Consider the following 24644-nt stretch of genomic DNA (forward strand, 5'->3'; position numbering starts at 1 on the left):
TGCGCCGCGCGGTCTCCCGCGCCCCGCCCGTCTCCCCCGTCGTGCTCATACACGCATCGTGAGTGATCCTGGACATGGCGTGCAACAGGGTTTCCCGGGCCGGGGAACGCTGGGCGGACCGGTCGGGAACGCCCGGAGAACAGCTCGAACTGGGTCCGGAATGTGCGACTGTGTACCCTTGTGCGGATCCGTTCGAGGGTTTTGGGTGGGACGAGCGATGCCTGTCCGGCCACACCGAGGCCGGACCGGTGGCATGGTGGAATCTCAGGAGGATCCCGACATGTCCGACTCAGTCAGTGGCTGTACCGACGAGACACCGTCCCGCAGCGCCCTCACCGAAGCCGAGGTGGAGGCCCTGGTCAGGGGCATCTGTTTCAAGACCGGACCACCCCGTACCGTCGGGGTCGAAGTGGAATGGCTCGTCCACGAGCCGCGCGAGCCGCGGCTCCCCGTCCCACCCGAACGACTCGAAGCGGCCTACGCCGCACTGCGCACCCTGCCCCTGAGCTCCCCGCTCACCGTCGAACCCGGCGGCCAGCTGGAACTGAGCTCACCGCCCGCCGCCTCCCTGATGGAGTGCGTGGGCACCGTCGCCGCCGATCTGACCGCCGTCCGCGCGGTCCTGGGCGAGCAGGGTCTCGCCCTCTCCGGCCATGGCACGGACCCCTGGCGCACGCCCCGCCGGTTCCTCCACGAACCCCGCTACGACGCCATGGAGGCATGCCTCGACCGCACGGGGCCGGCCGGCCGCGCCATGATGTGCACCTCGGCCTCCGTGCAGGTCTGCCTGGACGCCGGATACGAGGAGCCGGGCCCCCTGGGGCACGGACGGCGCTGGTGGCTCTCGCACACGCTGGGCGCCGTGCTGGTGGCGGCCTTCGCCAACTCCCCGCTGCTCGGCGGCGCCCCCACCGGCTGGCGCTCCACCCGGCAGCTGCTGTGGACGGAGATCGGCGCCGGCCGCGCGGGCGGACCCGTCCTGGACGGCGATCCGCGCGAGGCCTGGGCCCGGCACGTCCTGGACGCACCGGTGATGTGCGTCCGGCGCGACAGCGGGCCGTGGGAGGTACCCGACCGGCTCACGTTCCGGCAGTGGACCCGGGCCGGGACACCGACCCGGGAGGACCTCGACTACCACCTCACCACCCTGTTCCCGCCGGTCAGACCACGCGGCCACCTGGAGCTGCGCATGATCGACGCGCAGCCCGGCGACGACGGCTGGATCGTGCCGCTCGCCGTGACGACGGCGCTCTTCGACGACCCGGAGGCCGCCGAGATCGTCTACCGCGCGGTGAAGCCGCTGGCCGAGCGGGCCCAGCCGCTGCCGGCCCCGCACAATCCGCTGTGGATCGACGCGGCCCGGTACGGACTGACCGACCCGGAGCTGCACGAGGCCGCCGTCACCTGCTTCGGCACGGCGCTGCGGGCGCTGCCCCGCCTCGGCGCCACCGACGCGGTGACGGACGCCGTGTCGGACTACCTGGAGCGGTACGTCCTCAGGGGCCGCACGCCCGCCGACGACCTGCTCGACCGCCTGCGCGGCACGGACACCCGCGCGTACGGGAAGGACCTCCGCACATGACCGACCCCGCCCTGGACACCGGGCCGGCCCTGGACGCCGTTCCCGGCCCCGACACCGGCCCCGGCGTGGACGCGGAAACCCTCCGCGCCCGGGTGCTCGCCTCCCTCACCACGGCCCGGGAGCGCACCACGCTCCTGACGAGCTGCGTGGAGGAGCCCGAGCTCACCGCCCAGCACTCCCCGCTGATGTCCCCCCTGGTGTGGGACCTCGCGCACATCGGCAACCAGGAGGAGTTGTGGCTGCTGCGTACCGTCGCCGGCCGTGAGGCGATGCGTCCCGAGATCGACGGCCTCTACGACGCCTTCGAGCACTCCCGCGCCGAACGTCCCTCCCTGCCGCTGCTGCCGCCGGACGAGGCCCGCCGGTACGCGGCGGAGGTACGCGGCCGGGTGATGGACGTGCTGGAGTCGGCCGACTTCGGTGGCACCCGGCTGACGGAGGCCGGTTTCGCCTTCGGGATGATCGCGCAGCACGAACAGCAGCACGACGAGACCATGCTGATCACCCATCAGCTCCGTGCCGGCCCGCGGGCCCTGACCGCCCCCGACCCGGATCCCGTGCCGCTGTCCACCGGCCCGGCCGAAGTCCTGGTGCCCGGTGGGCCGTTCACCATGGGCACCTCCGGCGAACCCTGGGCGCTGGACAACGAACGGCCGGCGCACCGGCGCGAGGTGGCACCCTTCCACATCGACACCACCCCGGTGACGAACGGCGCGTACCAGACGTTCATCGAGGACGGCGGCTACGACGACGAGCGCTGGTGGACGAAGGAGGGCTGGTCGCACATCCGCCGCAGCGGCATCCGGGCGCCGCTGTTCTGGCACCGGGACGGCGGTCAGTGGCTGCGCCGCCACTTCGGAGCCACCGAGGTCGTGCCGCCCGAGGAGCCCGTGCTGCACGTGTGCTGGTACGAGGCCGACGCCTACGCCCGCTGGGCAGGACGCCGGCTGCCCACCGAGTCGGAGTGGGAGAAGGCGGCCCGCTTCGACCCGGCCACCGGCGGTTCGATGCGCTACCCGTGGGGCGACGCCGAACCCGCCCCCGAACACGCCAACCTCGGCCAGCGCCACCTGCGGCCGGCCCCGGCGGGCAGCTACCCGGCGGGTGAGTCCCCGCTCGGGGTACGGCAGTTGATCGGCGACGTGTGGGAGTGGACGTCCAGCGACTTCCTTCCCTACCCCGGTTTCCGGATGTTCCCGTACAAGGAGTACTCGGAGGTGTTCTTCGGCCCCGAGTACAAGGTGCTGCGCGGCGGTTCTTTCGCGGTGGACCCGGTGGCCTGCCGGGGCACGTTCCGCAACTGGGACTACCCGATCCGGCGGCAGATCTTCTCCGGGTTCCGCACGGCCCGCTCGGGGGACGTCTGATGTGCCGTCATCTCGCCTACGTGGGCTCCGGGGAGCCGCTGGGCCGGCTCCTCACGGAGCCCCCGCACAGTCTGTACCGGCAGTCGTGGGCGCCCCGGCGGCAGCGGCACGGCACGGTCAACGCCGACGGTTTCGGGGTGGGTTGGTATGCCGAGGGGGACCCGGTGCCGGCCCGCTACCGACGGGCCGGGCCCATCTGGGCGGACCTGTCGTTCGCCGACCTGGCCCGGGTCGTAGGCAGCCGGGCCCTGCTGGCCGCCGTCCGGGACGCGACGCTCGCGGGCGCCGACGCGGAGGCCGCGGCGGCGCCGTACGCGGCCGGGACCTGGCTGTTCAGCCACAACGGGGCGGTCGCGGGCTGGCCGAGCTCGCTGGAGCCGCTGACCGGTTCGCTGCCCGCCGCGGACCTGCTGTCGATGGAGGCGCGCAACGACTCCGCGTTCGTGTGGGCGCTGGTCCTCGCCCGGCTGCGCGCCGGCGACACGGGGAGCCAGGCCCTGGCGGACACGGTGCTCGAGGTCGCCGCGGCCGCTCCCGGCTCCCGCCTCAACCTGCTCCTCACCGACGGGGAGTCCATCACCGCCACCGCCTGGGGCGACACCCTCTGGTACCTGGCCGAGCCCGGCCGGGGCACGGTCGTGGCCTCCGAACCCTACGACGACGATCCGCGCTGGCAGGAGGTCCCCGACCGCACCCTGCTCGCGGCGAGCCGCGCCGACGTCCTGCTCACCCCACTCAAGGAACCGAGCACCGACACGGCATCCGCACCAACCGAGGAGACCGGCACGTGAGCCCGTTCCACATCACCCGCACCCTCCCCGAGGACGCCACGGACGCCGCCCTGCGTGCCGACGTCCAGCGCGGCCTCAGCGCCACCCCGAAGACGCTGCCGCCGAAGTGGTTCTACGACGCGCACGGCAGTGAACTGTTCGAGCGCATCACCGAACTGCCCGAGTACTACCCGACGCGCGCCGAACGCGAGATCCTCGTCGACCGGGCCGGCGAGATCGCCGCGGCGGCCCGCGCCCGCACACTCGTCGAACTCGGCTCGGGCTCCTCGGAGAAGACCCGTCATCTGCTCGACGCGCTGACCGGCCTGGACACCTATGTGCCCGTCGACGTCAGCGAGAGCGCCCTCACCCAGGCCGGACGGGCCCTGATCGCCGAGCGGCCGGGACTGGGCGTGCACGCCCTGATCGCCGACTTCACGGCGGCGCTCACGCTGCCCGACACCCCGGGGCCGCGTCTCGTGGCGTTCCTCGGCGGCACGATCGGCAATCTGCTGCCGGCCGAACGCGCGCTGTTCCTCGCCTCGGTGCGCGCGCTGCTCGCGCCGGGCGACGCGCTGCTGCTGGGCACCGACCTCGTCAAGGACGAGGGGGTACTGGTGCGGGCGTACGACGACGCGGCCGGGGTCACGGCCGCCTTCAACAAGAACGTGCTGGCCGTGGTCAACCGTGAACTGGGGGCCGACTTCGACCCCGGCGCCTTCGAGCACGTCGCTCTCTGGGACGCCGGCAACGAGTGGATCGAGATGCGGCTGCGCTCGCGTACGGCGCAGACCGTGAAGGTTCCCGCGCTCGATCTCGCCGTCGACTTCGCGGCCGGCGAGGAGCTGCGCACCGAGGTGTCGGCGAAGTTCCGGGAGGAGGGAGTGCGCGGGGAACTGGCCGCCGTCGGACTGGAGTTGAGCCACTGGTGGACGGACGGCGCGGGCCGCTTCGCACTGTCGCTGAGCACCGCCCACTGATCACCGTCCGCCGGGGCCGGGCGCGGCGCGGCCGAGGCCGTCAGAAGGTCACCGTCAGCGCCTCCGTGATCCGGCGGGCGGCGCGCCGGGCCTCGGTCGCCGGGTCGGATCCGGAGAGCACCTTCGTCATGTAGTCCTTGATCGGGTTGTCCGCCTCGACGGCGGCCCACTCGGGTGTGTTGGGGGTCGCGCGGCCCTGCGCGGCCCCCGCCGCCATGGCCGCGACCCCCTCCTCGCCGGCGACGGACTTCGCCAGCTTCGCCTTGTTCGGCACGTAGTTCATGGTGCGGGCCAGTTCGGTGTCCCACTCCGCGCCGGTCAGCGCCCCGACCACCGCGACGGCCCCCGCCCTGTCGTCGGTGTTGCGCGGGACGACGAGGTCGGAGCCGCCGGTGAACACCGCGCCGGGCCTGCCCGCGCTCTTGCCGGGTACGGGGAAGAAGCCCAACTCGCCCTCCAGGTCGGGATTCTGCTGCACCACCGCCCGGGCCAGTCCGGGCACGGCCACGATCTGGGCCACCTTGCCCGTAGCGAACACCCCTGCCTGGGGCGGGTGTTCCTCGTCCGCCGCCACGGGGCCGCCGCCGAGGGCCTGGAGCCGTCGGTAGAAGTCCATGCCGCGCAGGGCGGCCCGGGTGTCGAGCGCGCCCTGCCAGCGGCCGCCGTCCTCGGTGGCGAGGTCGCCGCCCTCGTCCCAGATGAACCCGGCGAGCGTGTACCAGTCCTGCCCGGCCAGGTAGATGCCCTGGTTCCCGCCCGAGTCGAGCTTCTCGGTGGCGGTCAGCCACTCGGCGCGGGTGGCGGGCGGGGCGGTGATCCCGGCCTGCTCGAAGAGATCCTTGCGGTAGATCACGACCCGGTTCGCGGCGTACCACGGGATGCCGTACTGGTGGAAGCGCTGCTGCCCCGGTTCGGTGAGACCGGGCAGCCAGTCGTCCCGGCCCCATTTCGCGGCGGCCTCCAGGGTCAGATCGAGCAGTCCGCGGCCGTCGACGTACTGCGGGACCTGGGTGTTGCCGACCTCGATGACGTCCGGCCCGTTCCCGTCGTCGGCCTCCAGCGCGGCCTCCACCTTGTCGCCGATCCCGGTCCACTGCTGGATGCGGATGTCGAGGGCGAGGTCCGGGTGGTCGTGCTCGAAGTCCTCGGTGAACCTCTCCAGGAACTCCGGCGAGGCGCTGTCCTTCATCAGCCACACCGTGACCGTCCGGCGGTCGGGTCCCCCTGTCCCCGGCACCACACCACAGGCGGTCAGGAGGCAGGCGGACGCACAGAGGAGGGCGAGAAAGCGACGTCTCACGGGGGTCCTGTTCTGCCCGGCGGACAGGGCGAGGGGCCCGACATGGGGGACGAGCGCGGCGCTCGTACGGGTGTCCCGGATTTTGGTATGGACCAATGCGGGGGGTCAAGGGGGCCCGGGCGGAAGGGGCCCGTCCGGTCCGACGCCTCGCGCTCCGCCCCAGCTTGGGGCACGGTGGAGTGACGCGTGACACACGCGACGAGGGCGTCGCGGTCGAGAGGAGCACCCTGATGTCGAAGCACACCTACCGGGTCACGGAGATCGTCGGAACCTCGCCGGAGGGCGTCGACGACGCCATCCGCAACGGCATCACCCGCGCCTCGCAGACCCTGCGCAACCTGGACTGGTTCGAGGTGACGCAGGTGCGGGGCCAGCTCGAGAACGGCGACATCGCGCACTGGCAGGTGGGCCTGAAGGTCGGTTTCCGCCTGGACGAGTCGAGCTGACGGCCGGACACCCGCCTCACGGGCCACGCCTCACCTTGGGGCCGCGCCCTCCTGTGGGGCCGCGCCTCCCCGTGAGGCCGCCCCCTCGGACGGGGTCGGCCCTCGGACGGGGTCGGCCCTCAGGTGCGGCCGTCGGCCCTCAGGTGCGCCCCTCGCGTTCCTGCGCCTGCTTCAGGGCGCCCGAGGGAGCCGTCCAGCGTGCCAGGACGACGGTGAAGCCGGTCCGTCGGGCGTCGTCGCACACCAGCTCGTCGTCGTCGACCAGGACGCGCACCTCGCGGTCGCGGGCCAGTTTGCGGAGGGTCTCGAGCTTGGTGCGCCGGGCCGGCCTGCGGTCGTCGTTGCGCCGCATGTGGACGCGGCCCTCCGGCAGCCCGTGCGCGGCGAGCCACGCCAGCGTGTCGCGCCGGCATCGCTCGGGCCGGCCGGTGAGGTAGACGACCTCGCACTCCTCGGCGCGGGCCAGCGCCATCGCGACACCCTCCGGGATCGGCGGGTCGTGCGGCGCGGCCGCGAAGAACGCGTCCCAGTCGCGCGGGCTGCGCTCCAGGAACCGCTGCCGGTGGGCCGTGTCGGCGAGGGTGTTGTCCAGATCGAAGACGGCCAGGGGCCGCTTGCTGCTGTCGGTCACGCCCTCCACCCTAGACACTCGCTAACTGCACATGGGATCCATTTTCATATAGCTTCCTCGCAGCTCGTCCCGAGCCCACCGAGGAGGATTCCATGGCCGTCCCCAAACGGAAGATGTCCCGCAGCAACACCCGCCACCGCCGCGCCCGGTGGAAGGCGAGCGTGCCCCGGCTCGTACCGGTCACGGTCGACGGCGTCCGTCACCTCGTACCCCGGCACCTGGTGAAGGCGTACGAGCGTGGCCTGCTGCTCCCCGGGGGCTCAGGCTGACCCGCGCACCGAGTGACGCGGGGGGTGATCCGGCGCACGGCGTCGCCCGGTGCGGAATCCGGCGGGCCCCGCGGTGTTGAACCCTGTATGAGCTCCGTGATCGCCTCGGCCCGCTTCTCCGTCCTCGACCGCTCCCGCACACGCGAGGGCCACGCCGGCGCCGAGGCGCTCCGCGACACCGTGCGGCTGGCGCGGGAGATGGAGGCACTGGGCTACCACCGGTTCTGGGTCTCGGAGCACCACGGCGTGCCCGGCGTCGCCGGATCGGCGCCCACCGTGCTGGCCGCCGCCGTGGCCGGCGCGACGGACCGCATCCGGGTCGGCACCGGCGGGGTGATGCTGCCCAACCACCGGCCCCTGGTCGTGGCCGAGCAGTTCGGCGTCCTGGAGTCCCTCTTCCCGGGTCGCGTCGACATGGGCCTGGGACGCTCGGTGGGCTTCACCGACGGGGTGCGCAGGGCGCTGGGACGGGGCAAGGACGACGCGGACGACTTCGCCGGGCAGCTGCGGGAACTGCTCGACTGGTTTCTCGGCGACTCGCCCACGGGCGTGCACGCACGGCCCTCGGAAGGGCTGACCGTGCCGCCGTTCGTGCTGGCCATGGGCGAGGGCGCGGACATCGCCGCCGGCGCGGGACTCCCGATGGTCATCGGCGACCTCCGCGACCGCGAGAGGATGCGGCGCGGCGTCGACCGCTACCGGGCCCGCTTCCGGCCCTCCCCCTGGGCGTCGGAGCCGTACGTGGTCGTCTCCGGGACGGTCGCCGTCGCGGAGACGCCCGAGGAGGCACGGCGGATCCTGGTCCCGGAGGCCTGGTCGATGGCGTACTCGCGCACCCACGGCACCTTCCCGCCGCTGCCGCCCGCCGAAGAGGCCGAAGCCCGCACGATGACCGCGAAGGAGCGCGGCTTCTACGAGTCCGGGCTCACCGGCCATCTCGCGGGCACCGAGGAGCAGGTCGCCGAGGAGCTGGAGACGGTGTTGAAGGAGACGGGCGCGCAGGAAATCCTGGTGACCACCAGCACCTACGACCGTGCCGCACTGCTGGACTCCTACCGCCGGCTCGCGGGGATCGTGCGGGCCGAGCGGGGCGGCGGCTGACACGGGACCCCGCGCCGGTCACCGGGCGTCGCACGCCCCCCGCGCATAGGATTGCGGGGTTTGTCCCGTCCGGCAGCAGCCGCGCGGCCGAAGACCCGTACGGAGTTCCCCCATGCCGAGCCCACCCGAGCCGCACGGCGGCGAACCCTCCGCCAAGGACGGGTACATCCGGGTCCGGGGAGCCCGCGAGCACAATCTCCGGGGCGTGGACGTCGACGTCCCTCGTGACGTGGTGGCCGTGTTCACGGGGGTGTCCGGCTCCGGGAAGTCGTCGCTGGCGTTCGGGACGATCTACGCGGAGGCCCAGCGTCGCTACTTCGAGTCGGTCGCCCCGTACGCGCGCCGGCTGATCCACCAGGTCGGTGCGCCGAGGGTCGGGGAGATCACCGGGCTGCCCCCGGCGGTCTCGCTCCAGCAGCGCCGCTCGGCGCCCACCTCCCGTTCGTCGGTGGGCACGGTCACGAACCTGTCGAACTCGCTGCGGATGCTCTTCTCCCGCGCGGGCGACTACCCGCCGGGCGCCGAGCGCCTCGACTCGGACGCCTTCTCGTCCAACACGGTGGTCGGGGCCTGCCCGGAGTGCCACGGCCTGGGCCGGATCCACCGCGCCACCGAGGAGTCGCTGGTCCCGGACCCGTCGCTGTCCGTCCGCGAGGGCGCGATCGCCGCCTGGCCGGGCGCCTGGCAGGGCAAGAACCTGCGGGACATCCTCGACACGCTCGGCCACGACATCGACGTCCCGTGGCGCGACCTGCCCGCCGAGGAACGCGAATGGATCCTGTTCACGGACGAGCGGCCGGTGGTGACGGTCCACCCGGTGCGGGACGCGGACCGCATCCAACGCCCCTACCAGGGCACCTATATGAGCGCCCACCACTATGTGATGAAGACCTTCGCGGACTCCAGGAGCCCGGCCCTGCGCGCCAGGGCGGAACGCTTCCTGACGGCCGCCCCCTGCCCGGCGTGCGGGGGCGGCCGGCTGCGGCCGGAGTCCCTCGCCGTGACCTTCGCGGGCCGGACGATCGCGGAACTGGCCGCGCTGCCGCTGGCGGAGCTGGCCCAGCTCCTGGAGGGGACGTCCGAGACGGCGCGCGTCCTCACCGACGACCTCAGGACCCGCATCGCGCCCGTCCTCGAACTCGGACTCGGCTATCTCGGCCTGGACCGCGCCACCCCCACCCTGTCGGCGGGCGAGCTCCAGCGGCTGCGGATCGCGACCCAGCTGCGCTCCGGGCTGTTCGGGGTGGTGTACGTGCTCGACGAACCGTCGGCGGGGCTGCACCCGGCGGACACGGAGGCGCTGCTCACGGTGCTGGAGCGGCTGAAGGCGGCGGGCAACTCGGTGTTCGTGGTGGAACACCGGCTGGACGTGATGCGTGCCGCCGACTGGCTCGTGGACGTGGGCCCCCTGGCGGGCGAGCACGGCGGGCGGGTGCTGCACAGCGGCCCGGTGGCGGAGCTGGCGTCGGTCGCGGAGTCGGCGACGGCACGCTTCCTGTTCGACCGCACTCCGAGGGCCGTCCGCGAAGTCCGGCCCGCCCGTGGCCGGTTGACGGTCGGCCCGGTGACCCGGCACAACCTGCGCGGGGTGAGCGCGGAGTTCGGGCTGGGCGTGTTCACTGCGGTGACCGGCGTCTCGGGCTCGGGGAAGTCGACGCTCGTCGGGGAGATCACGGAGGACCTGCCCGGGGTGGGCCGGCTGGTGGCCGTCGACCAGAAGCCGATCGGCCGTACCCCGCGCTCCAACCTGGCGACGTACACGGGCCTGTTCGACGTGGTCCGCAAGGTGTTCGCGGCGACCGACGCGGCACGGGTCAGGAAGTACGGCGTCGGCCGGTTCTCCTTCAACGTGGCCGGCGGCCGCTGTGAGACCTGCCAGGGCGAGGGCTTCGTGAGCGTCGAACTCCTCTTCCTGCCCAGCACGTACGCGCCCTGTCCGGACTGCGGCGGGGCCCGCTACAACCCCGGGACTCTCGAAGTGGCCTACCGGGGACGGAACATCGCGCAGGTGCTGGACCTGACGGTGGAGTCGGCGGCGGACTTCTTCGACGACGTCCCGGCCGTCTCGCGCAGTCTGTCCACGCTCCTCGACGTCGGCCTCGGCTATCTGCGGCTCGGTCAGCCGGCGACGGAACTGTCCGGCGGTGAGGCCCAACGCATCAAGCTGGCCGCCGAGTTGCAGCGCGGCCGTCGCGGCCACACGCTCTACCTCCTCGACGAACCCACGGCCGGCCTGCACCCGGCCGACGTCGAGGTCCTCATGCGGCAGCTGCACGGGCTGGTCGACGCCGGGCACACGGTGATCGTCGTCGAGCACGACATGTCGGTGGTGGCGGGCGCCGACCGGGTGATCGACCTCGGGCCCGGCGGCGGCGACGCGGGCGGCCGGATCGTGGCGACGGGCACGCCGCAGGAGGTGGCGGGGGCCGAGGGCAGCGCCACGGCACCGTATCTGCGCCGGGAGCTGGGTTCCCGCGGCTAACGCCGCTGCTCCCGCCAGGCGCGGTGGTGGTCGACCAGGGTCTCCTCGATCGGACGGTAGACGAGGCCCAGTTCCTCGGTGCTTCTGCGGTTGTCGACACGGAAGCGGATGCCGAGGTGGTTTCGGATGTACGCCTGGGAGAGGCCGAAGGCGGGGCCGAGGATCCGCACCGGCCAGTGCGGCAGGGCCGTCCGGGGCAGGCGCCGGTCGCGCGGGTGGTGCTTCAGCAGGATTTTCGACATCTGGTGGAAGGAGGTCATCTCCCGCGCCGCGACGATGTAGCGGCCGTGCGCCTCGGGGCGTTCCGCCGCCGCTATGTGGGCCGCCGCGACATCGCGCACGTCGGCCGTGGTGAAACTGAAGTCCGGGGCGCCGTAGAAGAAGTAGCCCTTGAACAGCTCGTCCAGGAGGAACAGGCTGCCCGAGTCCGAGCCGGGGGTGAGCGAGGGACCCAGGATCAGACCGGGGTTGACGCAGACCAGGCGCCAGCGGCTCTGTACGGCCTCCGCCTCCCAGGCTTCCTTCTCGGCCACCGTCTTGGCGTAGTGGTAGGGGTTGTTCTCCACGGTGCTGGTGGTGTTGAAGTACTTCTCCGACAAGGTCTGGTCGTCCATCTCCCGTACGTCGCTGTAGTCGCCGAAGATCGCGCCCACGGTGGACGTGAGGACGAGGCGTTCGACGGTCTCGGTGCGCTCGATCGCCGCCACCACGTTGCGCGTGCCCGTCAGGGCCGGTTCCACCACGTCCCGCCGGCCGTCCTTGATCTTCTCCGGCATCAGGAAGGGCGAGGCCACGTGGAAGACCACCGCGCAGCCCTTCATGGCCTCGTCGAAGGAGCCCTCCGTCAGCAGGTCCGCCTCGAAGAGGTCGAGGCGGCCGGGATGGGCCTCCCCCAGGGCGAGCAGCGGCCGGCGTTTGGCGGCGTTCGCCGTACCCCGCACGGTGGCGTGCACGTGGTACCCGCGCTCCAGGAGCTGCCGCACGAGGTGGGCGGCCACGAAGCCGCTGCCTCCCGTCACGAGTGCCGTCCGGCCGGCCGGGCTTCCGCTCACGCGCACGCTCCCCTCGGAGGTCGGGATGCGTCATGATCCCATCAAGTCGCCCCGACAGCCCCTCGCTTCCCCGGAATTCGTCCGGCCGCCGTCGGCGCACCGGTGCCGTCCCCTGCTCCCTCCCCCGCTTCCCTGACCACCCCGCGACGACCGCCGGGGCGGTGGCCCGCCGGCCCGGGCGGACCGTCGGGCCGGCCGCAGGGGGCGAGGGCCCGCCGCTCCCGCTCCCGCGCCTCGCCCCGCACCTGCGCGCCCGCCGCAGCGGCCAGCGCCCTGCGGTCGGGGTGGCTGCCCGGCGCGAGTGCGGGCAGGACCTCCACCTCCGCCACCAGTCCCCGCGCCGACACCACCCGCCACAGCGAGGCGAGCAGCGGGTCGTCGCCGACGAACGCGGTCACGGTGCTGGCCGCTCCCGCCCGGTCGCGGTAGCGGATGCGTACCGGCTGCACCGGGACGCGGGCGTCCAGTGCGGCCTGGAACACCGCCCGCCGGAAGTGCCCCTGGGCTCGGCCGCACCAGGTGCTCCCCTCCGGGAACACGGCCACCGCCTGCCCGGCCCGCAGCGCGTCGGCGATGGTGGCGACCGTCGCGGGCAGCGCCCGCAGCCGGTCACGGTCGATGAACAGGACACCGCCGCGCGCGACCAGCCCACCCGCCACCGGCCACCTGCGGATCTCGGCCTTGGCGAGCATCCGGGCCGGCCGCACGCCCGCCAGCAGCGGGATGTCCAGCCAGGAGACGTGGTTCGCGACCAGCAGCAGTCCGGTGCCGGTGGGCGCACGCGCGCCGGTCACCCGGACCCGTATCCCCGCCGCCCGCACCACGGTCCGGCTCCAGCACCGCACCACCCCGGACGGGAACCGCCCGCCGACCGGCGCCAGCACCACGCCGACCAGAACCAGCACGGCGACCGCCGTGAGCCGCAGCACGGCCCGCGGGACGGCCGTGAGGGACACCGTCGTCCGCACGCACGCCCGCGGGGTGCAGGGCGCGCCGGGCAGCCAGACGCTCATCAGGCCGGGACGAGGGAGAGGAAGTGCCGCAGGTAGCGCGGGTCGACCCGGCGCATCGGCAGCAGCACGTACAGGTCGGCGACGCCGAAGTCGGGGTCGTGCGCGGGCTCCCCGCACACCCAGGCGCCCAGGCGGAGATAGCCGCGCAGCAGGGCCGGGAGCTCGGTGCGGCCGGCCGGGACGGTGCCGTTGGGGACGGTGCCGTTCGGGGTCCAGGGCCGCAGCGGCCGTACCCGGTACTCCGGCGGGGCGAGGTGCTTGTCGCGCACCCGGTCCCAGGTCGCGCTCGCCAGGGTGCCGCCGTCGGCGAGCGGGAGGGAGCAGCAGCCGGCCAGCCACTCGTGGCCGCGATCCGTCATGTAGCGGGCTATCCCGGCCCAGATGAGCCCGATGACGGCGCCGTCTCGGTGGTCGGGGTGCACGCACGAGCGGCCGACCTCGACCAGTGCGGGCCGGATCGCGTCGAGCGGGCCGAGATCGAACTCGCCCTCGGAGTAGAGCCGTCCGGCGACCGCGGCCCGCTCGGGCGGCAGCAGCCGGTAGGTGCCGACCACGTCTCCGGTGGCGTTGTCCCGGATGAGGAGGTGATCGCAGTACGCGTCGAAGGCGTCGGTGTCCAGGCCCGGTTCCGGGCCGTCGAGCCGGGCGCCCAGCTCCCCGGCGAACACCTGGTGGCGCAGCCGCTGCGCGGCCCGGACGTCGTCCTGGTCGCGGGCGAGCGACACGAGATAGCCGGAGCCGCCGGGCGGCGGGCCGGCGAGAGCGGGCGGTGAGAGGGGCATGGCGGTCATGGAGGTCTCCTGCGCCGGGCGGAAGAAGCTTGGGGACGGTGCACGGGGAAACTGCACCTGCTTTCTTCCGCGCCCGGCTGGCCTCGGCGTGACCGCAGCGGGGCCCGTGGATGTGCGGCTGCTGAATGCCGGGAGTCGCCGCACGCCCCGCGCCCTGGATGCCTGGCGGGGCCGGGGATGAGCACCACTCCCGGCCCCGCCCGTCCGCATCCTGTCGGCGAACGTCTCTTCTCGAAGCGGGCGTCGGGGCGATCGCCCGGGCCGCGGGGCACCGCGGCCCGGGTCCGAACGGGCCCGCGGCCCGGACAGGCCGCCGCGCCCCGCGGCGCTACCGCTTCGTGACCTTCCGGGTGGCCCGCAGCCACTCCTTGTTCATACCGGTGATGGACACCAGCGGGATGCCCTTGGGGCACGCGCTCGCGCACTCGCCCGCCAGCGTGCACCCGCCGAAGCCCTCCTCGTCCATCTGCGCCACCATGTCCAGCACCCGGGTCTCCCGCTCGGGAGCGCCCTGCGGCAGCACGTTCAGGTGGTTGACCTTCGCGGACGTGAACAGCATCGCCGCCCCGTTCGGGCAGGCGGCCACGCACGCCCCGCAGCCGATGCACTCGGCGTGCTCGAAGGCGAAGTCGGCGTCGGGCTTGGGCACGGGCGTCGCGTGGGCCTCGGGGGCGGCGCCGGTCGGGGCGGTGACGTACCCGCCGGCCTGGATGATCCGGTCGAAGGCGCTCCGGTCGACCACCAGGTCCTTGACGACCGGGAACGCGGCGGCCCGCCACGGCTCGACGTCGATCGTGTCGCCGTCCCGGAAGGAGCGCATGTGCAGCTGGCAGGTGGTGGTCCGCTCCGGCCCGTGCGCGTCGCCGTTGATGACGAGCGAGCAGGCGCCGCAGATGCCCTCGCGGCAGTCGTGGTCGAAGGCGACCGGGTCGTCACCGCGCAGGATGAGCTCTTCGTTGAGGGTGTCGAGCATCTCCAGGAAGGACATGTCGGGCGAGATGCCGTCCACCTCGTACGTGGACATGGCGCCGTCGGCGTCCGCGTTCTTCTGCCGCCAGACGCGCAGGTTGAGCCTCATGCGTAGCTCCGCTGGGTGGGGTGTACGTACTCGAAGGCCAGGTCTTCCCGGTGCAGGGCCGGGGCCTCGCCCGTCCCGGTGAACTCCCAGGCGGCCGCGTAGGCGAAGGCGTCGTCGCGCCGGGCCGCCTCGCCGTCCGGGGTCTGCGACTCCTCGCGGAAGTGACCGCCGCAGGACTCGGCGCGGTGCAGCGCGTCGAGGCACATCAGCTCGGCGAGCTCCAGGTAGTCGACGACGCGATTGGCCTTCTCCAGCGACTGGTTGAACTCCTCGCCGGTGCCGGGCACCTTGACGCGCCGCCAGAACTCGGCACGGATCTGCGGGATGCGGCTCAGGGCCTTGCGCAGGCCGGCCTCGCTGCGGGCCATGCCGCAGAACTCCCACATGAGTTCGCCGACCTCGCGGTGGAAGGAGTCGGGGGTGCGGTCCCCGTCGACGGACAGCAGCCGGTCGAGCCGGTCCTGCGTCTCGGCCAACACCTCCCGCACGACCGGGTGTTCGCCGCTCACCTCGCCCTGGTGCGGGTTGCGGGCGAGGTAGTCGTTGATGGTGGCCGGCAGCACGAAGTAGCCGTCGGCCAGTCCCTGCATCAGCGCGGAGGCGCCGAGGCGGTTGGCCCCGTGGTCGGAGAAGTTGGCCTCGCCGATCGCGAACAGGCCGGGGACGGTGGTCTGGAGGTCGTAGTCGACCCAGAGGCCGCCCATCGTGTAGTGCACGGCCGGGTAGATGCGCATCGGGACGGTGTACGGATCCTCGTCGGTGATCCGCTGGTACATGTCGAAGAGGTTCCCGTATCTGGCCTCGACGGCCTCCCGCCCCATGCGCGCGATGGCGTCGGCGAAGTCGAGGTACACGCCTTGGCCGCCGGGGCCGACCCCCCTGCCTTCGTCGCAGACGTTCTTGGCCGCGCGGGAGGCGATGTCGCGCGGGACCAGGTTGCCGAAGGAGGGGTAGATGCGCTCCAGGTAGTAGTCGCGCTCCTCCTCGGGGATCCGGTTCGGCGGACGGTCGTCGCCCTTGGCCTTCGGCACCCAGATACGGCCGTCGTTGCGCAGCGATTCGCTCATCAGCGTCAGCTTCGACTGGTGGTCGCCGGTGCGCGGGATGCACGTCGGGTGGATCTGCGTGAAACAGGGGTTGGCGAAGTACGCGCCGCGCCGGTGCGCCCGCCAGATCGCGGTGGCGTTGGAGTTCATGGCGTTGGTGGACAGGTAGAAGACGTTTCCGTAACCGCCGCTCGCCAGGACGACGGCGTCCGCGAAGTACGTGTCGATCCGGCCGGTGATCAGGTCGCGCGCCACGATCCCTCGCGCCCGGCCGTCCACGACGATCAGGTCGAGCATCTCGGTGCGCGGGTGCATCTCGACGTTGCCGACGGCGATCTGCCTGCTGAGGGCCTGATAGGCGCCCAGCAGGAGCTGCTGGCCCGTCTGGCCGCGGGCGTAGAAGGTCCGCGAGACCTGGACGCCGCCGAACGAGCGCGTGTCGAGGAGGCCGCCGTACTCCCGCGCGAAGGGCACCCCCTGGGCGACGCACTGGTCGATGATCTCGACCGAGATCTGTGCCAGGCGGTGCACGTTGGACTCCCGGGCCCGGAAGTCGCCGCCCTTGACGGTGTCGTAGAAGAGGCGGTGGACGGAGTCGCCGTCGTTGCGGTAGTTCTTCGCCGCGTTGATGCCGCCCTGCGCGGCGATGGAGTGGGCGCGGCGCGGGGAGTCCTGGTAGCAGAACTGGACGACGTGGTAGCCCTGTTCGGCGAGGGTGGCGCCGGCCGAGCCGCCGGCGAGACCGGTGCCCACGACGATGACCGTGTGCTTGCGCCGGTTGGCCGGGTTGACGAGTTTGGCCTCGAAACGGCGCTTGTCCCAGCGCTCGGCGACGGGGCCGGAAGGGGCCTTGGTGTCGACGACCGGCTCACCGGTCTCGTAGTCCGCGTAGGCGGCGAAGGCGGTCATGTTCAGCTCACCACTCCGGTCATGACGCCCACGGGTACGGCGAGGAAGCCGGCCGTGAGCAGCAGCGCGAGGACATCGGCGACGGTCTTGAGGGCGCGGTTGCGGGTGCGGCTGCCGACGCCGAGGGTCTGGGCGGCGCTCCAGAAGCCGTGCCGGACGTGCAGCCCGACGGCGAGCATCGCCACGATGTAGACGACGTTGCCGTACCAGGTGGAGAAGGTGTCCACGACGTTCTGGTACGGGTGGCCCTCCTGGAAGCCGCCGCTGTGCACGGTGCCGGTCGTCAGGTCCAGGATGTGCCACACGATGAACAGGGCCAGGATGATGCCGCCCCAGCGCATGGTGCGGGTGGCGTAGCTGGCCCGCGGCTTCCGGTGCACGTACTTGCTGGGCCGGGCCCTGATGTCGCGGCGGCTGAGCTGGTACGCGGAGACGGCGTGCGCCACCACCGCGACGACCAGCACGACGCGCACGAGCCAGAGCGTCCACTCGTAGTGCATGAACGGTTCACCGACCGTGCGCAGCCAGTGGGCGTAGTGGTTGAACTCCTCCGCACCGAAGAAGATCTTCAGATTGCCGATGACGTGGGCGACCAGGTACAGCAGCATGATCATGCCGCTGACGGCCATCACCGTCTTCTTGCCGACGGAGGAGTCCCATACGGTGCGCGCCAGGGACGGCCGTCGGTCCGTCCGCGTTGCCAGAGCCATGGCCACGACGCTAGGGCCGGACCACCCCATCGGTCCAAGACATGGTCCGGCTCGATTCCATAGCCTGCGGCTATCGCCGACGTAGGCTGGGGTCATGCAGTTCCAACAGCTCCAGTACTTCGTGGCGGTCGCCGAGACCCGGCACTTCACCCGCGCCGCCGAACTCGTGCATGTCGCGCAGCCTTCGCTGTCGCAGCAGATCAAGTCCCTGGAACGGGAGTTGGGGGCGGACCTGTTCCTGCGGGCGCGCGGCAACATCACGCTCACCGACGCGGGCGAGGCGCTGCTGCCGCTGGCCCGGCGGATCCTCGCGGACACCGAGACCGCGCGGTACGAGGTGCAGGAGCTGGTGCAGCTGCGCAGCGGACGGGTACGGCTCGGCGCGACGCCGAGCCTGTGCACGGGTGTGCTGCCGGACGTGCTGCGCGCCTTCCACGACCGCTATCCGGGCATCCGGCTGCTGATCGAGGAGGGTGGCTCGCACGACCTCGTACGGCAGCTCGCGCGCGGGGCCCTGGACCTCGCCCTGGTGGTCCTGCCGCTGCCGACCCCCTCTCCCGCGCTGACCACGGTGGAGCTGCTGCGCGAGGACCTGGTGGTGGTCTCCTCCCCCGAGGCGTCCAAGCCGGGCGAAGGGCGGCGGACCGTGCGGATCGCCGATCTGGAGGGTGAGCGCCTGGTGATGTTCCGGCACGGCTACGACCTGCGGGAACTGACCGTGGCCGCATGCCGGGCGGAGGGGTTCGAGCCGGACTTCGCGGTGGAGGGCGGGGAGATGGACGCGGTGCTCGGCTTCGTGCGGGCCGGGCTGGGGGTGGCCGTCGTCCCCCGGATGGTGGCCGCCCGGTCGGGCCGGGGCCTGCGCGTCACCCCGCTCGCCCGGCCCGGCCTGCACCGGGCGATCGCCCTCGCCCACCGCAGCGATGTGGCCCCGCCCCGGGCGGCCCGCGAACTCCAGCGGATGCTGCTGGAACGCTGAGCGCCGCCCTGTCGGCGCGGCAGTTTGGGACAGGACGGGACGAGCGGGCCCTGACGGGTGGGAATCTCTTCCCGCAGGCGGCGAAGGCGCGCTGGAACGGAAGCCGTAGCCGGGGAGCGCGAGGCCCGCGCCCCCGCTCGGCCCGCAGGAACGACGTCACTCACCTGAGAGAGCTTGCACGAAAGGGTGAGGTGTCAACGTATCTCCGCCGCGTCGAGCAGGGTGGCCACGGTGGGCGCGATGAGCCCGGTCAGGTGGTCGGCGCCGATCCCCGCGCGGGCGCTGGCGCCGTCGAAGACGAGGCTCAGCTGCCGGGCCAGCAGATCGGGATCGGCCGCCCCGCCCTTTTCGGCCTCGGCGCGGAAGAAGCCCGTCAGGTTCCCCTTGATCCGGCGGGCCACCTGGCTCGCGGGGTGGCTTTGGTCCTTCAGCTCGATCTGTACGGCCAGGTACCGGCAGCCCCGGAACTCGGGCGCGCCCGCCTGGAGTTCCACCTGCTCGAAGACGTGCAGGATCCGCTCGCGCGGTGAACGGCCGTCGTCCGCCGCGGGCAGGAGCCCCGCCACGAAGGCGGCGGCGCGTTCCTCCAGACTCGCCGCCAGCAGCGCGTCCTTGGTCTCGAACAGCTGGTACATGGAACGCTTCGACACCCCCGCCGCCTTGCACAGCGCGTCGACGCCGATGCCGACGCCGTCTCGGTAGGTGAGCCTGGCCGCCGCCTCCAGCAGCCGCTCTCGGGAACTTGGCTTCGCCTCGGTGGTCATAGGGCGAGGTTAACGCGGTTCCGGCGAAATGGAAACCGATCGGTTTACGATGCTCTGCCGGGCGCGCTACGACGCGCCCGCAACTGTGCCGGCACGCGAGGAGCCCGCCGCCACCGGGTGGCGGCGGGCTCCTCGGACAACGCCTCGACGGGTACGGACCGTCGTCCCCTCAGTGGGCGATCACGGGCTCGCCCTCCGAGGGCGCCAGCGCCGCGTTCGGTATCAGGAACGCCGAGAGCACCGCACCGACCACGAAGAATCCGGCGCCCCACGCCAGGGTGGCCGTGTAGCCCTCGACCCCGGCCCGCGCCGCGACCAGTGCGCCGGGCTTGTGCGAGGACAGGTAGTCGGTCGCGGCCGAGGAGGCGACGGTGGTCAGCAGCGCCGTGCTGATCGAGCCACCCACCTGCTGGCCGGTGTTGATCAGCGCCGAGGCGACGCCCGAATCCTCGTGGTGTATGCCGGCGGTCGCCCCCTGGAACGCGGTGGTCATGACCCCACCGAGGCCGAGACCCAGCAGGATCAGGCCGGGCATGATGTCGGCGACGTAGGTACTGTCCAGTTCGAGCCGGGTCAGCAGGGCCATGCCGGACGCGGCGACCAGGAAGCCGGCGCTGATCACGATCTTCGGACCGACCTTGGGCAGCAGCAGCGAAGGCGCCGTGGTCGACGCGGCGACGATGCCCGCGACCATCGGCAGGAACGCCAGACCGGTCTTGATCGGCGAGTAGCCGATGCCGGCCTCCAGGTAGTAGGTCAGGAACAGGAAGATCGAGAACATCCCCATACCGATGACGAACACCGCCAGGAACGAACCGCCGCGGGTCCGGTCCAGCACGAGTCGCAGCGGCAGCAGCGGATGCGCCACCCTGGCCTCCAGCCACACGAAGACCGCGAGCAGCACCGCGCCCGCGACCATGGAGCCGAGGGTGACCGGGTCGGTCCAACTGGTGGATTCGACGTGGGCGAACCCGTAGACGAGGGCGAACAGGGCGGCGCTCACCACGATCGTGCCCGGGATGTCGAGCTTGGGCCGCTCGGTGACCGCGGGCCGGGCCAGCAGCAGCACCGCGCCGACCAGCGCGAACGCCGCGAAGATGACGTTCACGTACATCACCCAGCGCCACGACGCCCACTCGGTGAGCATGCCGCCGAGCAGCAGCCCGATCGCGCCGCCCGCACCGGCCAGCGCACTGAAGATGCCGAAGGCCTTCGCGCGTTCGGACGGGTGGGTGAACGTCACGCTGAGCAGTGAGAGTGCCGCCGGCGCGAGCAGCGCGGCGAAGAGGCCCTGGGCCACACGTGCCGTGACGAGGATGTCGAAGTCGGTGGCCGCGCCGCCGAGGACGGACGCGCCCGCGAAACCGATCAGGCCGGTCACGAAGGTGGTACGCCGGCCGAACAGGTCACCGAGTCGGCCGCCGAGCAGCAGCAGACTGCCGAACGCCAGGGCGTAGCCCGTGATGACCCACTGGCGGCTGCCGTCACTGAAGCCGAGGTCATGCTGCGCCGCGGGCAGCGCGATGTTCACGACGGTCGCGTCGAGCGTGACCATGAGCTGCGCCGTGCCCAGCACCACGAGCACCCACCAGCGCACGGCATGGGAGCCGCGGCGGCCCGAGTCTGTTTTCCCCGAGGCAGGCGCCCCACGGTCGATGGAGGTACTCACTGTTCCCCTTTGTCGCTGGCCAAGGCCGAACACCGGCCGGAAACCGATCTGTTTCCCACAGGAAAACAGATCGGTTTCCTCCGCGCAAGCGAACCTGGCCAGGGCGGCAGGCGCCGGACACCCGACCCGGCGGCCGTCGCAGGGCGCCCCTCTGCCGACGGAGGCTCTCGAAAGTGGCCGATAGCCGAAGGGGGGTCGTACGCCTCGGCCTTGCGCATGGAAACCGATCGGTTTACTGTTGCTGGAAACCGATCGGTTTTCGTCCTGCCCGGTGATCGACCGCAAGGGCGGCGGCCACGTACTCACCCCGCACTCCGTGCTGTGTCCGGGCCGGGGACCTCTACAAGGAGTCGGCGAGATGCCCCACCACGAGACCCGCCCCACGATCCGCATTCCCGGGACCACCAGCCACACGATCGCGCCGCGCGCGGGACGTCGCCACGAGGGGGCACTGCGCTACCTCAGAGCGGGCACCGGCGCTCCGCTCGTCCTGCTGCACACCGTGCGCACGCAGGCCGAGCACTTTCGCTCCCTCATCCCGTCGGTATCCGACCGGTACACCGTGTACGCCCTCGACCTGCCGGGGATGGGCTACTCCGAGATCGTGCCCGGCGCCTCGTACGACGAGCCGGCGATGCGCGCGGGCGTCGAACGGCTCCTCACCGAACTCGACCTCCGTGACGTGACGTTGGTCGGGGAGTCCATGGGCGCGGTGCTCGCCCTGACCACCGCGGCCGATCTGCCGGAGCGCGTACGGCGTGTCGTCGCGGTGAACACGTACGACTTCCGCGGCGGCATCGCGCGCTCCGGCCTCCTCGCCCGGCTGGTGGTCGGCGGTGTTCTCGCTCCGGGCGTGGGGCCCGTGATCGCCCGGGTGGAACCCAAGTCCGCCCTCACCAAGATCCTTCAGGGCGGACTGGGCGACAAGAGCGCCCTGCGGGAGGACTACGTGGACGAGCTCCTTCGGGTGGGCGGCCGACCCGGCTACCCGACCGTCGCCCGAGCGGTGTACCAGAGCCTCCCCAGCCTCATCGCGGCCCGCTCGCGCTACCCCGAGGTCGAGGCCCCCGTCCACCTCGTCTACGGGGAGAAGGACTGGTCCCGGCCCGCGGACCGGAGAGCCGACAGGGAGTTGCTGCCCGCCGCCGAATTCACTCAGGTGAGGGGAGCAGGCCACTTCATCGCCCTGGAACGGCCCGACGTACTGGCCGGCCTGCTCGCCTCGGCGGCGTGACGACCCGACCACGGGTGACCTGACGACCTGACGACCGACTCCCCCGGGCGTCACGGTCGTGCGGTCGCCTCAGGGGTGCGCCTCCTCGGGCGACGCGACATCCCGGCGGAACCCCAACCCGCCGTCGGCTACCTCCGGGTCGAGGGCCCTGACTCCCCACCTGGCGGAACCACCCTCTAGCCTCGAACGGCCGGCTTCAGCACCTCCTCGCACCACCGGCGGAAACTCGTGGGGGCGGTGTCGGGGGTGCTGGGTTGACCGGCGCCGTAGAAGCCCTGGGCGTTCTGGGCGTTCGTCATGTCGGCGACACCCTGCGCCCAGGCCTGCGTTGCGCCGAACCCCGTCAGCCTCGCCTTCTGTTCGGCGGCGGTGATCTGCCGCACCCGCACGGGCCGGTCCAGCACCTCCGAGACGACGCGGGCCATGCCCTCGGGGGTCAGCTCGTCGGGTCCCACCAGCGGAACGTCGGCGTATCCGGTCCAGGAGTCGTCGAGCAGCAGCCGGGCCGCCTCGGCGGCGACGTCGCGGGTGGCGCAGGTGCGCAGCACGCGGTCGATCCCGAGCGCCTCGGACCACACACCGTCCTCGCGGATCGAGACCGCCTGGCGGAGCAGGTTCTCCATCAGGGCCGGCGGGCACAGCGCCCGGTAGTGCACGCCGGTGGCGGCGATCGCCTCGTCCATGGCCAGGCTCGCCGAGATCAGCCCGGCGTTCTCGGCGATGCCCCGGCCCAGGGTCGAGACGGCCACGACCCGCTCGACGCCCTGACCCTCGATCACCTCGCACAGCGGCTCGGTGAAGGCGCGGAAGTGGCCCTCGACACTGTCGGCCCCGGGCGTCGGGGGCACCAGCCAGAAGACGCGGTCGGCGCCCGCGCAGGCCTCCTTCAGGACGGCCGGGTCCGCGTGGGAACCCTGGACGACCTCGACACGGCCACGGGTCTGCGGGGAGAGCCGGGACGGGTCGCGGACAATCACCCGGACCGCAGTCGCGGCGCTGCCGGCGTCGAGCAGACGGGCCAGGACCTCGCGGCCGATCTGGCCGGTCGGAGTGGTGACGACGATCATGAGTTGCTCCAGAAATGGCGGTGGTCGGTACGGCGTCGAGCCTGCTTCCTCGCGCCTGCGAACTGAAGGACCGATCGGCTCGCGGTTGTTACCCTCAGGGCAATACCGATCGGAGGGCCGCCCATGGAGTCCCGCCCGCTGCGCTACTTCGTCGCCGTCGCCGAGGAGCTCAACTTCGCCCGCGCCGCCGAGCGGCTGGGCATCTCGCCGCCTCCACTGTCCCGGGCGATCCGCCGGCTGGAGACGGAGCTCGGGGCCGTCCTGTTCGAACGGACCACCCACAGCGTGGCGCTGACGGCGGCGGGCGAGGTCCTGCTGGCGGAGGCCCGGTTCGCGCTCGCCGCGCTGGAGGCCGCGGGGCGACGGGCCCGGCGGGCCGCGGCCCCCGAACCGAAGCTGGCACTGGCGGTGAAGGCCGACGGGGACGGCGGGCTGCTGGAGGCGACCCTCGCCCGGTACGCGACCGACCCCGCGGCGCTGCCGGTCGCCATCCGGCTGTGCGCGTGGCACGAACAGACCCGGCTGCTGTCCCGGGGCGAGGCCGATGTGGCCCTGGTCTACGAGCCGTACGACCGCACCGGCCTCGACACGGAGGACCTGGCCGCCGAACCGCGCGTCGCCGCCCTCGCCGTGAGTCATCCGCTGGCCGCCCGGGCCGCGTTGAACCTCGCGGACCTGGGGCTGCGCCCGGACGGAGTGCAGCGCTACATCGACGAGACCCGCGGCAGGGGCCAGGACCTCGCCCAACTCCTCACCCTGGTGGGCCTGGGCGACGTCGTCGCCCTGCTCCCCGCGTCCGTCGCCGACCGCTACCCCCGGCCGGGCGTCGTCTACCGGCCGATCCTGGACGCGCCCCCCGCCGTCCTGGCCGTGGCGTGGCCCCAGCACTCCCGCTCGACGGCGACGGCGGCGCTGGTCCGAGCGGTCGTGTCGGCGGCCGAGGACGCCCGGGAACGGGAGGCGGGCTAGACCGTCCCGCGCGGTACCGGTGTCGCCTGGTGGTAGTACATCCGCCAGCCCGTCCCCCCGCTCCGCCTGCGCCAGAGCGAGCTGCGGCGGGTGCGTCGGCCGTCGAAGTGCGTCTCGAACGTGAGGTGCACCAGGCCGGGCGCCAGGACGACGCCCGTGATGGCCGACGGCTCGTAACGGGGGCCGCCCTGTGCGCTGCCCGGGTGGTCGGGCAGCCAGGCGAGCATGTCCGCGTACGTGTAGCGGCGGCCCGAGGAGCCCACCTCGACGAACTCGGGGTCGAGCAGCCGCTCGAAGAGATCCCGGGAGGCGCGCACGGCGGGGTCCATGAGGGCCAGCTCCCCGGCGATCGCCTCGGCCACGCCGTCGTCCGCGCAGTCGCCGGGGCCGTCGTTCGCGCCGCCGTCCACGCCGTCGGTCGCGTCCCGGTTCACG

At 72.6% G+C, this 24644-nt stretch carries 23 protein-coding genes; 11 read left to right on the forward strand and 12 right to left on the reverse strand.

The genetic code is table 11. The features are described from left to right. Nucleotides 1–280: 280 nt before the first annotated feature. From egtA to egtD, 4 genes are read left to right on the forward strand one after another with little or no spacing between them, the layout of a single operon-like run. The gene (egtA, locus tag OG440_RS04425) at nt 281–1582 is read left to right on the forward strand and encodes an ergothioneine biosynthesis glutamate--cysteine ligase EgtA (protein WP_406005503.1); all 1302 of its coding nucleotides are present in this window, start codon (nt 281–283) and stop codon (nt 1580–1582) included. Next, a complete protein-coding gene (gene egtB, locus OG440_RS04430; RefSeq protein ID WP_406005504.1) occupies nt 1579–2949 on the forward strand; it encodes an ergothioneine biosynthesis protein EgtB in 1371 nt (456 codons plus the stop codon). Before egtA ends, egtB begins: the two co-directional genes overlap by 4 nt. Continuing rightward, on the forward strand, nt 2949–3740 hold the full coding sequence (gene egtC, locus OG440_RS04435) for an ergothioneine biosynthesis protein EgtC (RefSeq protein ID WP_406005505.1): 792 nt from the start codon (nt 2949–2951) through the stop codon (nt 3738–3740). The genes egtB and egtC overlap by 1 nt, the downstream gene beginning before the upstream one ends. Continuing rightward, nucleotides 3737–4699 (forward strand): L-histidine N(alpha)-methyltransferase, encoded by a 963-nt coding sequence (gene egtD / locus OG440_RS04440; RefSeq protein ID WP_406005506.1) that lies wholly within the window; start codon nt 3737–3739, stop codon nt 4697–4699. The genes egtC and egtD overlap by 4 nt, the downstream gene beginning before the upstream one ends. A gap of 40 nt (nt 4700–4739) precedes the next feature. Here the strand turns inward: egtD and OG440_RS04445 are convergent, their stop codons facing one another. Then, on the reverse strand, nt 4740–5999 hold the full coding sequence (locus tag OG440_RS04445) for an extracellular solute-binding protein (protein ID WP_406005507.1): 1260 nt from the start codon (nt 5997–5999) through the stop codon (nt 4740–4742). A 230-nt stretch (nt 6000–6229) separates the two neighbouring features. Here OG440_RS04445 and OG440_RS04450 point away from each other — a divergent pair, with 230 nt between their 5' ends. Further along, nucleotides 6230–6445, forward strand: a complete 216-nt coding sequence (locus tag OG440_RS04450) for a dodecin (protein ID WP_406005508.1) — start codon at nt 6230–6232, stop codon at nt 6443–6445. Between the two features lie 139 nt (nt 6446–6584). On the opposite strand, the gene OG440_RS04455 is transcribed toward OG440_RS04450, so the two are convergent. Then, nucleotides 6585–7076 carry a hypothetical protein gene (locus OG440_RS04455; RefSeq protein ID WP_406005509.1) on the reverse strand — a complete coding sequence of 164 codons (492 nt, stop codon included), beginning with the start codon at nt 7074–7076 and terminating at the stop codon, nt 6585–6587. A 92-nt stretch (nt 7077–7168) separates the two neighbouring features. Between OG440_RS04455 and rpmF the strand changes: the two genes are divergently transcribed. The 3 genes from rpmF (at nt 7169) to OG440_RS04470 (ending at nt 10928) form a co-directional block, all read left to right on the forward strand. Beyond that, nucleotides 7169–7345: a 50S ribosomal protein L32 gene (rpmF, locus tag OG440_RS04460; RefSeq protein WP_406005510.1), complete on the forward strand. Its 177-nt coding sequence runs from the start codon at nt 7169–7171 to the stop codon at nt 7343–7345. A gap of 87 nt (nt 7346–7432) precedes the next feature. Continuing rightward, nucleotides 7433–8446, forward strand: a complete 1014-nt coding sequence (locus OG440_RS04465; protein WP_406005511.1) for an LLM class flavin-dependent oxidoreductase — start codon at nt 7433–7435, stop codon at nt 8444–8446. A 112-nt stretch (nt 8447–8558) separates the two neighbouring features. Then, complete coding sequence (locus OG440_RS04470; RefSeq protein WP_406005512.1) at nt 8559–10928, forward strand: ATP-binding cassette domain-containing protein; 2370 nt, start codon at nt 8559–8561, stop codon at nt 10926–10928. Here OG440_RS04470 and OG440_RS04475 read toward each other — a convergent pair. The 6 genes from OG440_RS04475 to OG440_RS04500 all read right to left on the reverse strand — a co-directional run bounded on the left by OG440_RS04475 (nt 10925) and on the right by OG440_RS04500 (nt 17491). Further along, a complete protein-coding gene (locus tag OG440_RS04475) occupies nt 10925–11980 on the reverse strand; it encodes an NAD-dependent epimerase/dehydratase family protein (RefSeq protein ID WP_406005513.1) in 1056 nt (351 codons plus the stop codon). The two genes, OG440_RS04470 and OG440_RS04475, sit on opposite strands and share 4 nt — an antisense overlap. 41 nt (nt 11981–12021) lie before the next feature. After that, entirely contained in the window at nt 12022–12993 is a 972-nt protein-coding gene (locus OG440_RS04480; protein WP_406005514.1) for a lysophospholipid acyltransferase family protein, read from the reverse strand. Continuing rightward, nucleotides 12993–13784 carry a GNAT family N-acetyltransferase gene (locus OG440_RS04485; protein ID WP_406005515.1) on the reverse strand — a complete coding sequence of 264 codons (792 nt, stop codon included), beginning with the start codon at nt 13782–13784 and terminating at the stop codon, nt 12993–12995. Before OG440_RS04485 ends, OG440_RS04480 begins: the two co-directional genes overlap by 1 nt. 328 nt (nt 13785–14112) lie before the next feature. Continuing rightward, complete coding sequence (locus OG440_RS04490) at nt 14113–14862, reverse strand: succinate dehydrogenase/fumarate reductase iron-sulfur subunit (protein ID WP_406005516.1); 750 nt, start codon at nt 14860–14862, stop codon at nt 14113–14115. After that, the gene (locus OG440_RS04495; RefSeq protein WP_406005517.1) at nt 14859–16817 is read right to left on the reverse strand and encodes a fumarate reductase/succinate dehydrogenase flavoprotein subunit; all 1959 of its coding nucleotides are present in this window, start codon (nt 16815–16817) and stop codon (nt 14859–14861) included. The genes OG440_RS04490 and OG440_RS04495 overlap by 4 nt, the downstream gene beginning before the upstream one ends. 2 nt (nt 16818–16819) lie before the next feature. After that, complete coding sequence (locus OG440_RS04500; RefSeq protein ID WP_406011249.1) at nt 16820–17491, reverse strand: succinate dehydrogenase; 672 nt, start codon at nt 17489–17491, stop codon at nt 16820–16822. A 130-nt stretch (nt 17492–17621) separates the two neighbouring features. Between OG440_RS04500 and OG440_RS04505 the strand changes: the two genes are divergently transcribed. After that, complete coding sequence (locus tag OG440_RS04505; RefSeq protein ID WP_406005518.1) at nt 17622–18506, forward strand: LysR family transcriptional regulator; 885 nt, start codon at nt 17622–17624, stop codon at nt 18504–18506. Between the two features lie 194 nt (nt 18507–18700). On the opposite strand, the gene OG440_RS04510 is transcribed toward OG440_RS04505, so the two are convergent. Continuing rightward, nucleotides 18701–19270, reverse strand: coding sequence for a TetR/AcrR family transcriptional regulator (locus OG440_RS04510; protein WP_406005519.1), 570 nt, complete (start codon nt 19268–19270; stop codon nt 18701–18703). A 169-nt stretch (nt 19271–19439) separates the two neighbouring features. Then, entirely contained in the window at nt 19440–20939 is a 1500-nt protein-coding gene (locus OG440_RS04515; protein WP_406005520.1) for an MFS transporter, read from the reverse strand. Between the two features lie 358 nt (nt 20940–21297). Between OG440_RS04515 and OG440_RS04520 the strand changes: the two genes are divergently transcribed. Then, on the forward strand, nt 21298–22173 hold the full coding sequence (locus OG440_RS04520) for an alpha/beta fold hydrolase (protein ID WP_406005521.1): 876 nt from the start codon (nt 21298–21300) through the stop codon (nt 22171–22173). A gap of 176 nt (nt 22174–22349) precedes the next feature. Here OG440_RS04520 and OG440_RS04525 read toward each other — a convergent pair whose 3' ends face one another. Continuing rightward, on the reverse strand, nt 22350–23240 hold the full coding sequence (locus tag OG440_RS04525) for an NAD(P)H-binding protein (protein ID WP_406005522.1): 891 nt from the start codon (nt 23238–23240) through the stop codon (nt 22350–22352). Between the two features lie 123 nt (nt 23241–23363). Here OG440_RS04525 and OG440_RS04530 point away from each other — a divergent pair, with 123 nt between their 5' ends. Further along, entirely contained in the window at nt 23364–24209 is an 846-nt protein-coding gene (locus OG440_RS04530) for a LysR family transcriptional regulator (protein ID WP_406005523.1), read from the forward strand. On the opposite strand, the gene OG440_RS04535 is transcribed toward OG440_RS04530, so the two are convergent. Then, on the reverse strand, nt 24206–24538 hold the full coding sequence (locus OG440_RS04535) for a DUF4440 domain-containing protein (protein ID WP_406011250.1): 333 nt from the start codon (nt 24536–24538) through the stop codon (nt 24206–24208). The genes OG440_RS04530 and OG440_RS04535 overlap by 4 nt on opposite strands. Nucleotides 24539–24644 lie beyond the last annotated feature (106 nt).

The organism is Streptomyces sp. NBC_00637 (assembly GCF_045161545.1).
Lineage (GTDB): Bacteria > Actinomycetota > Actinomycetes > Streptomycetales > Streptomycetaceae > Streptomyces.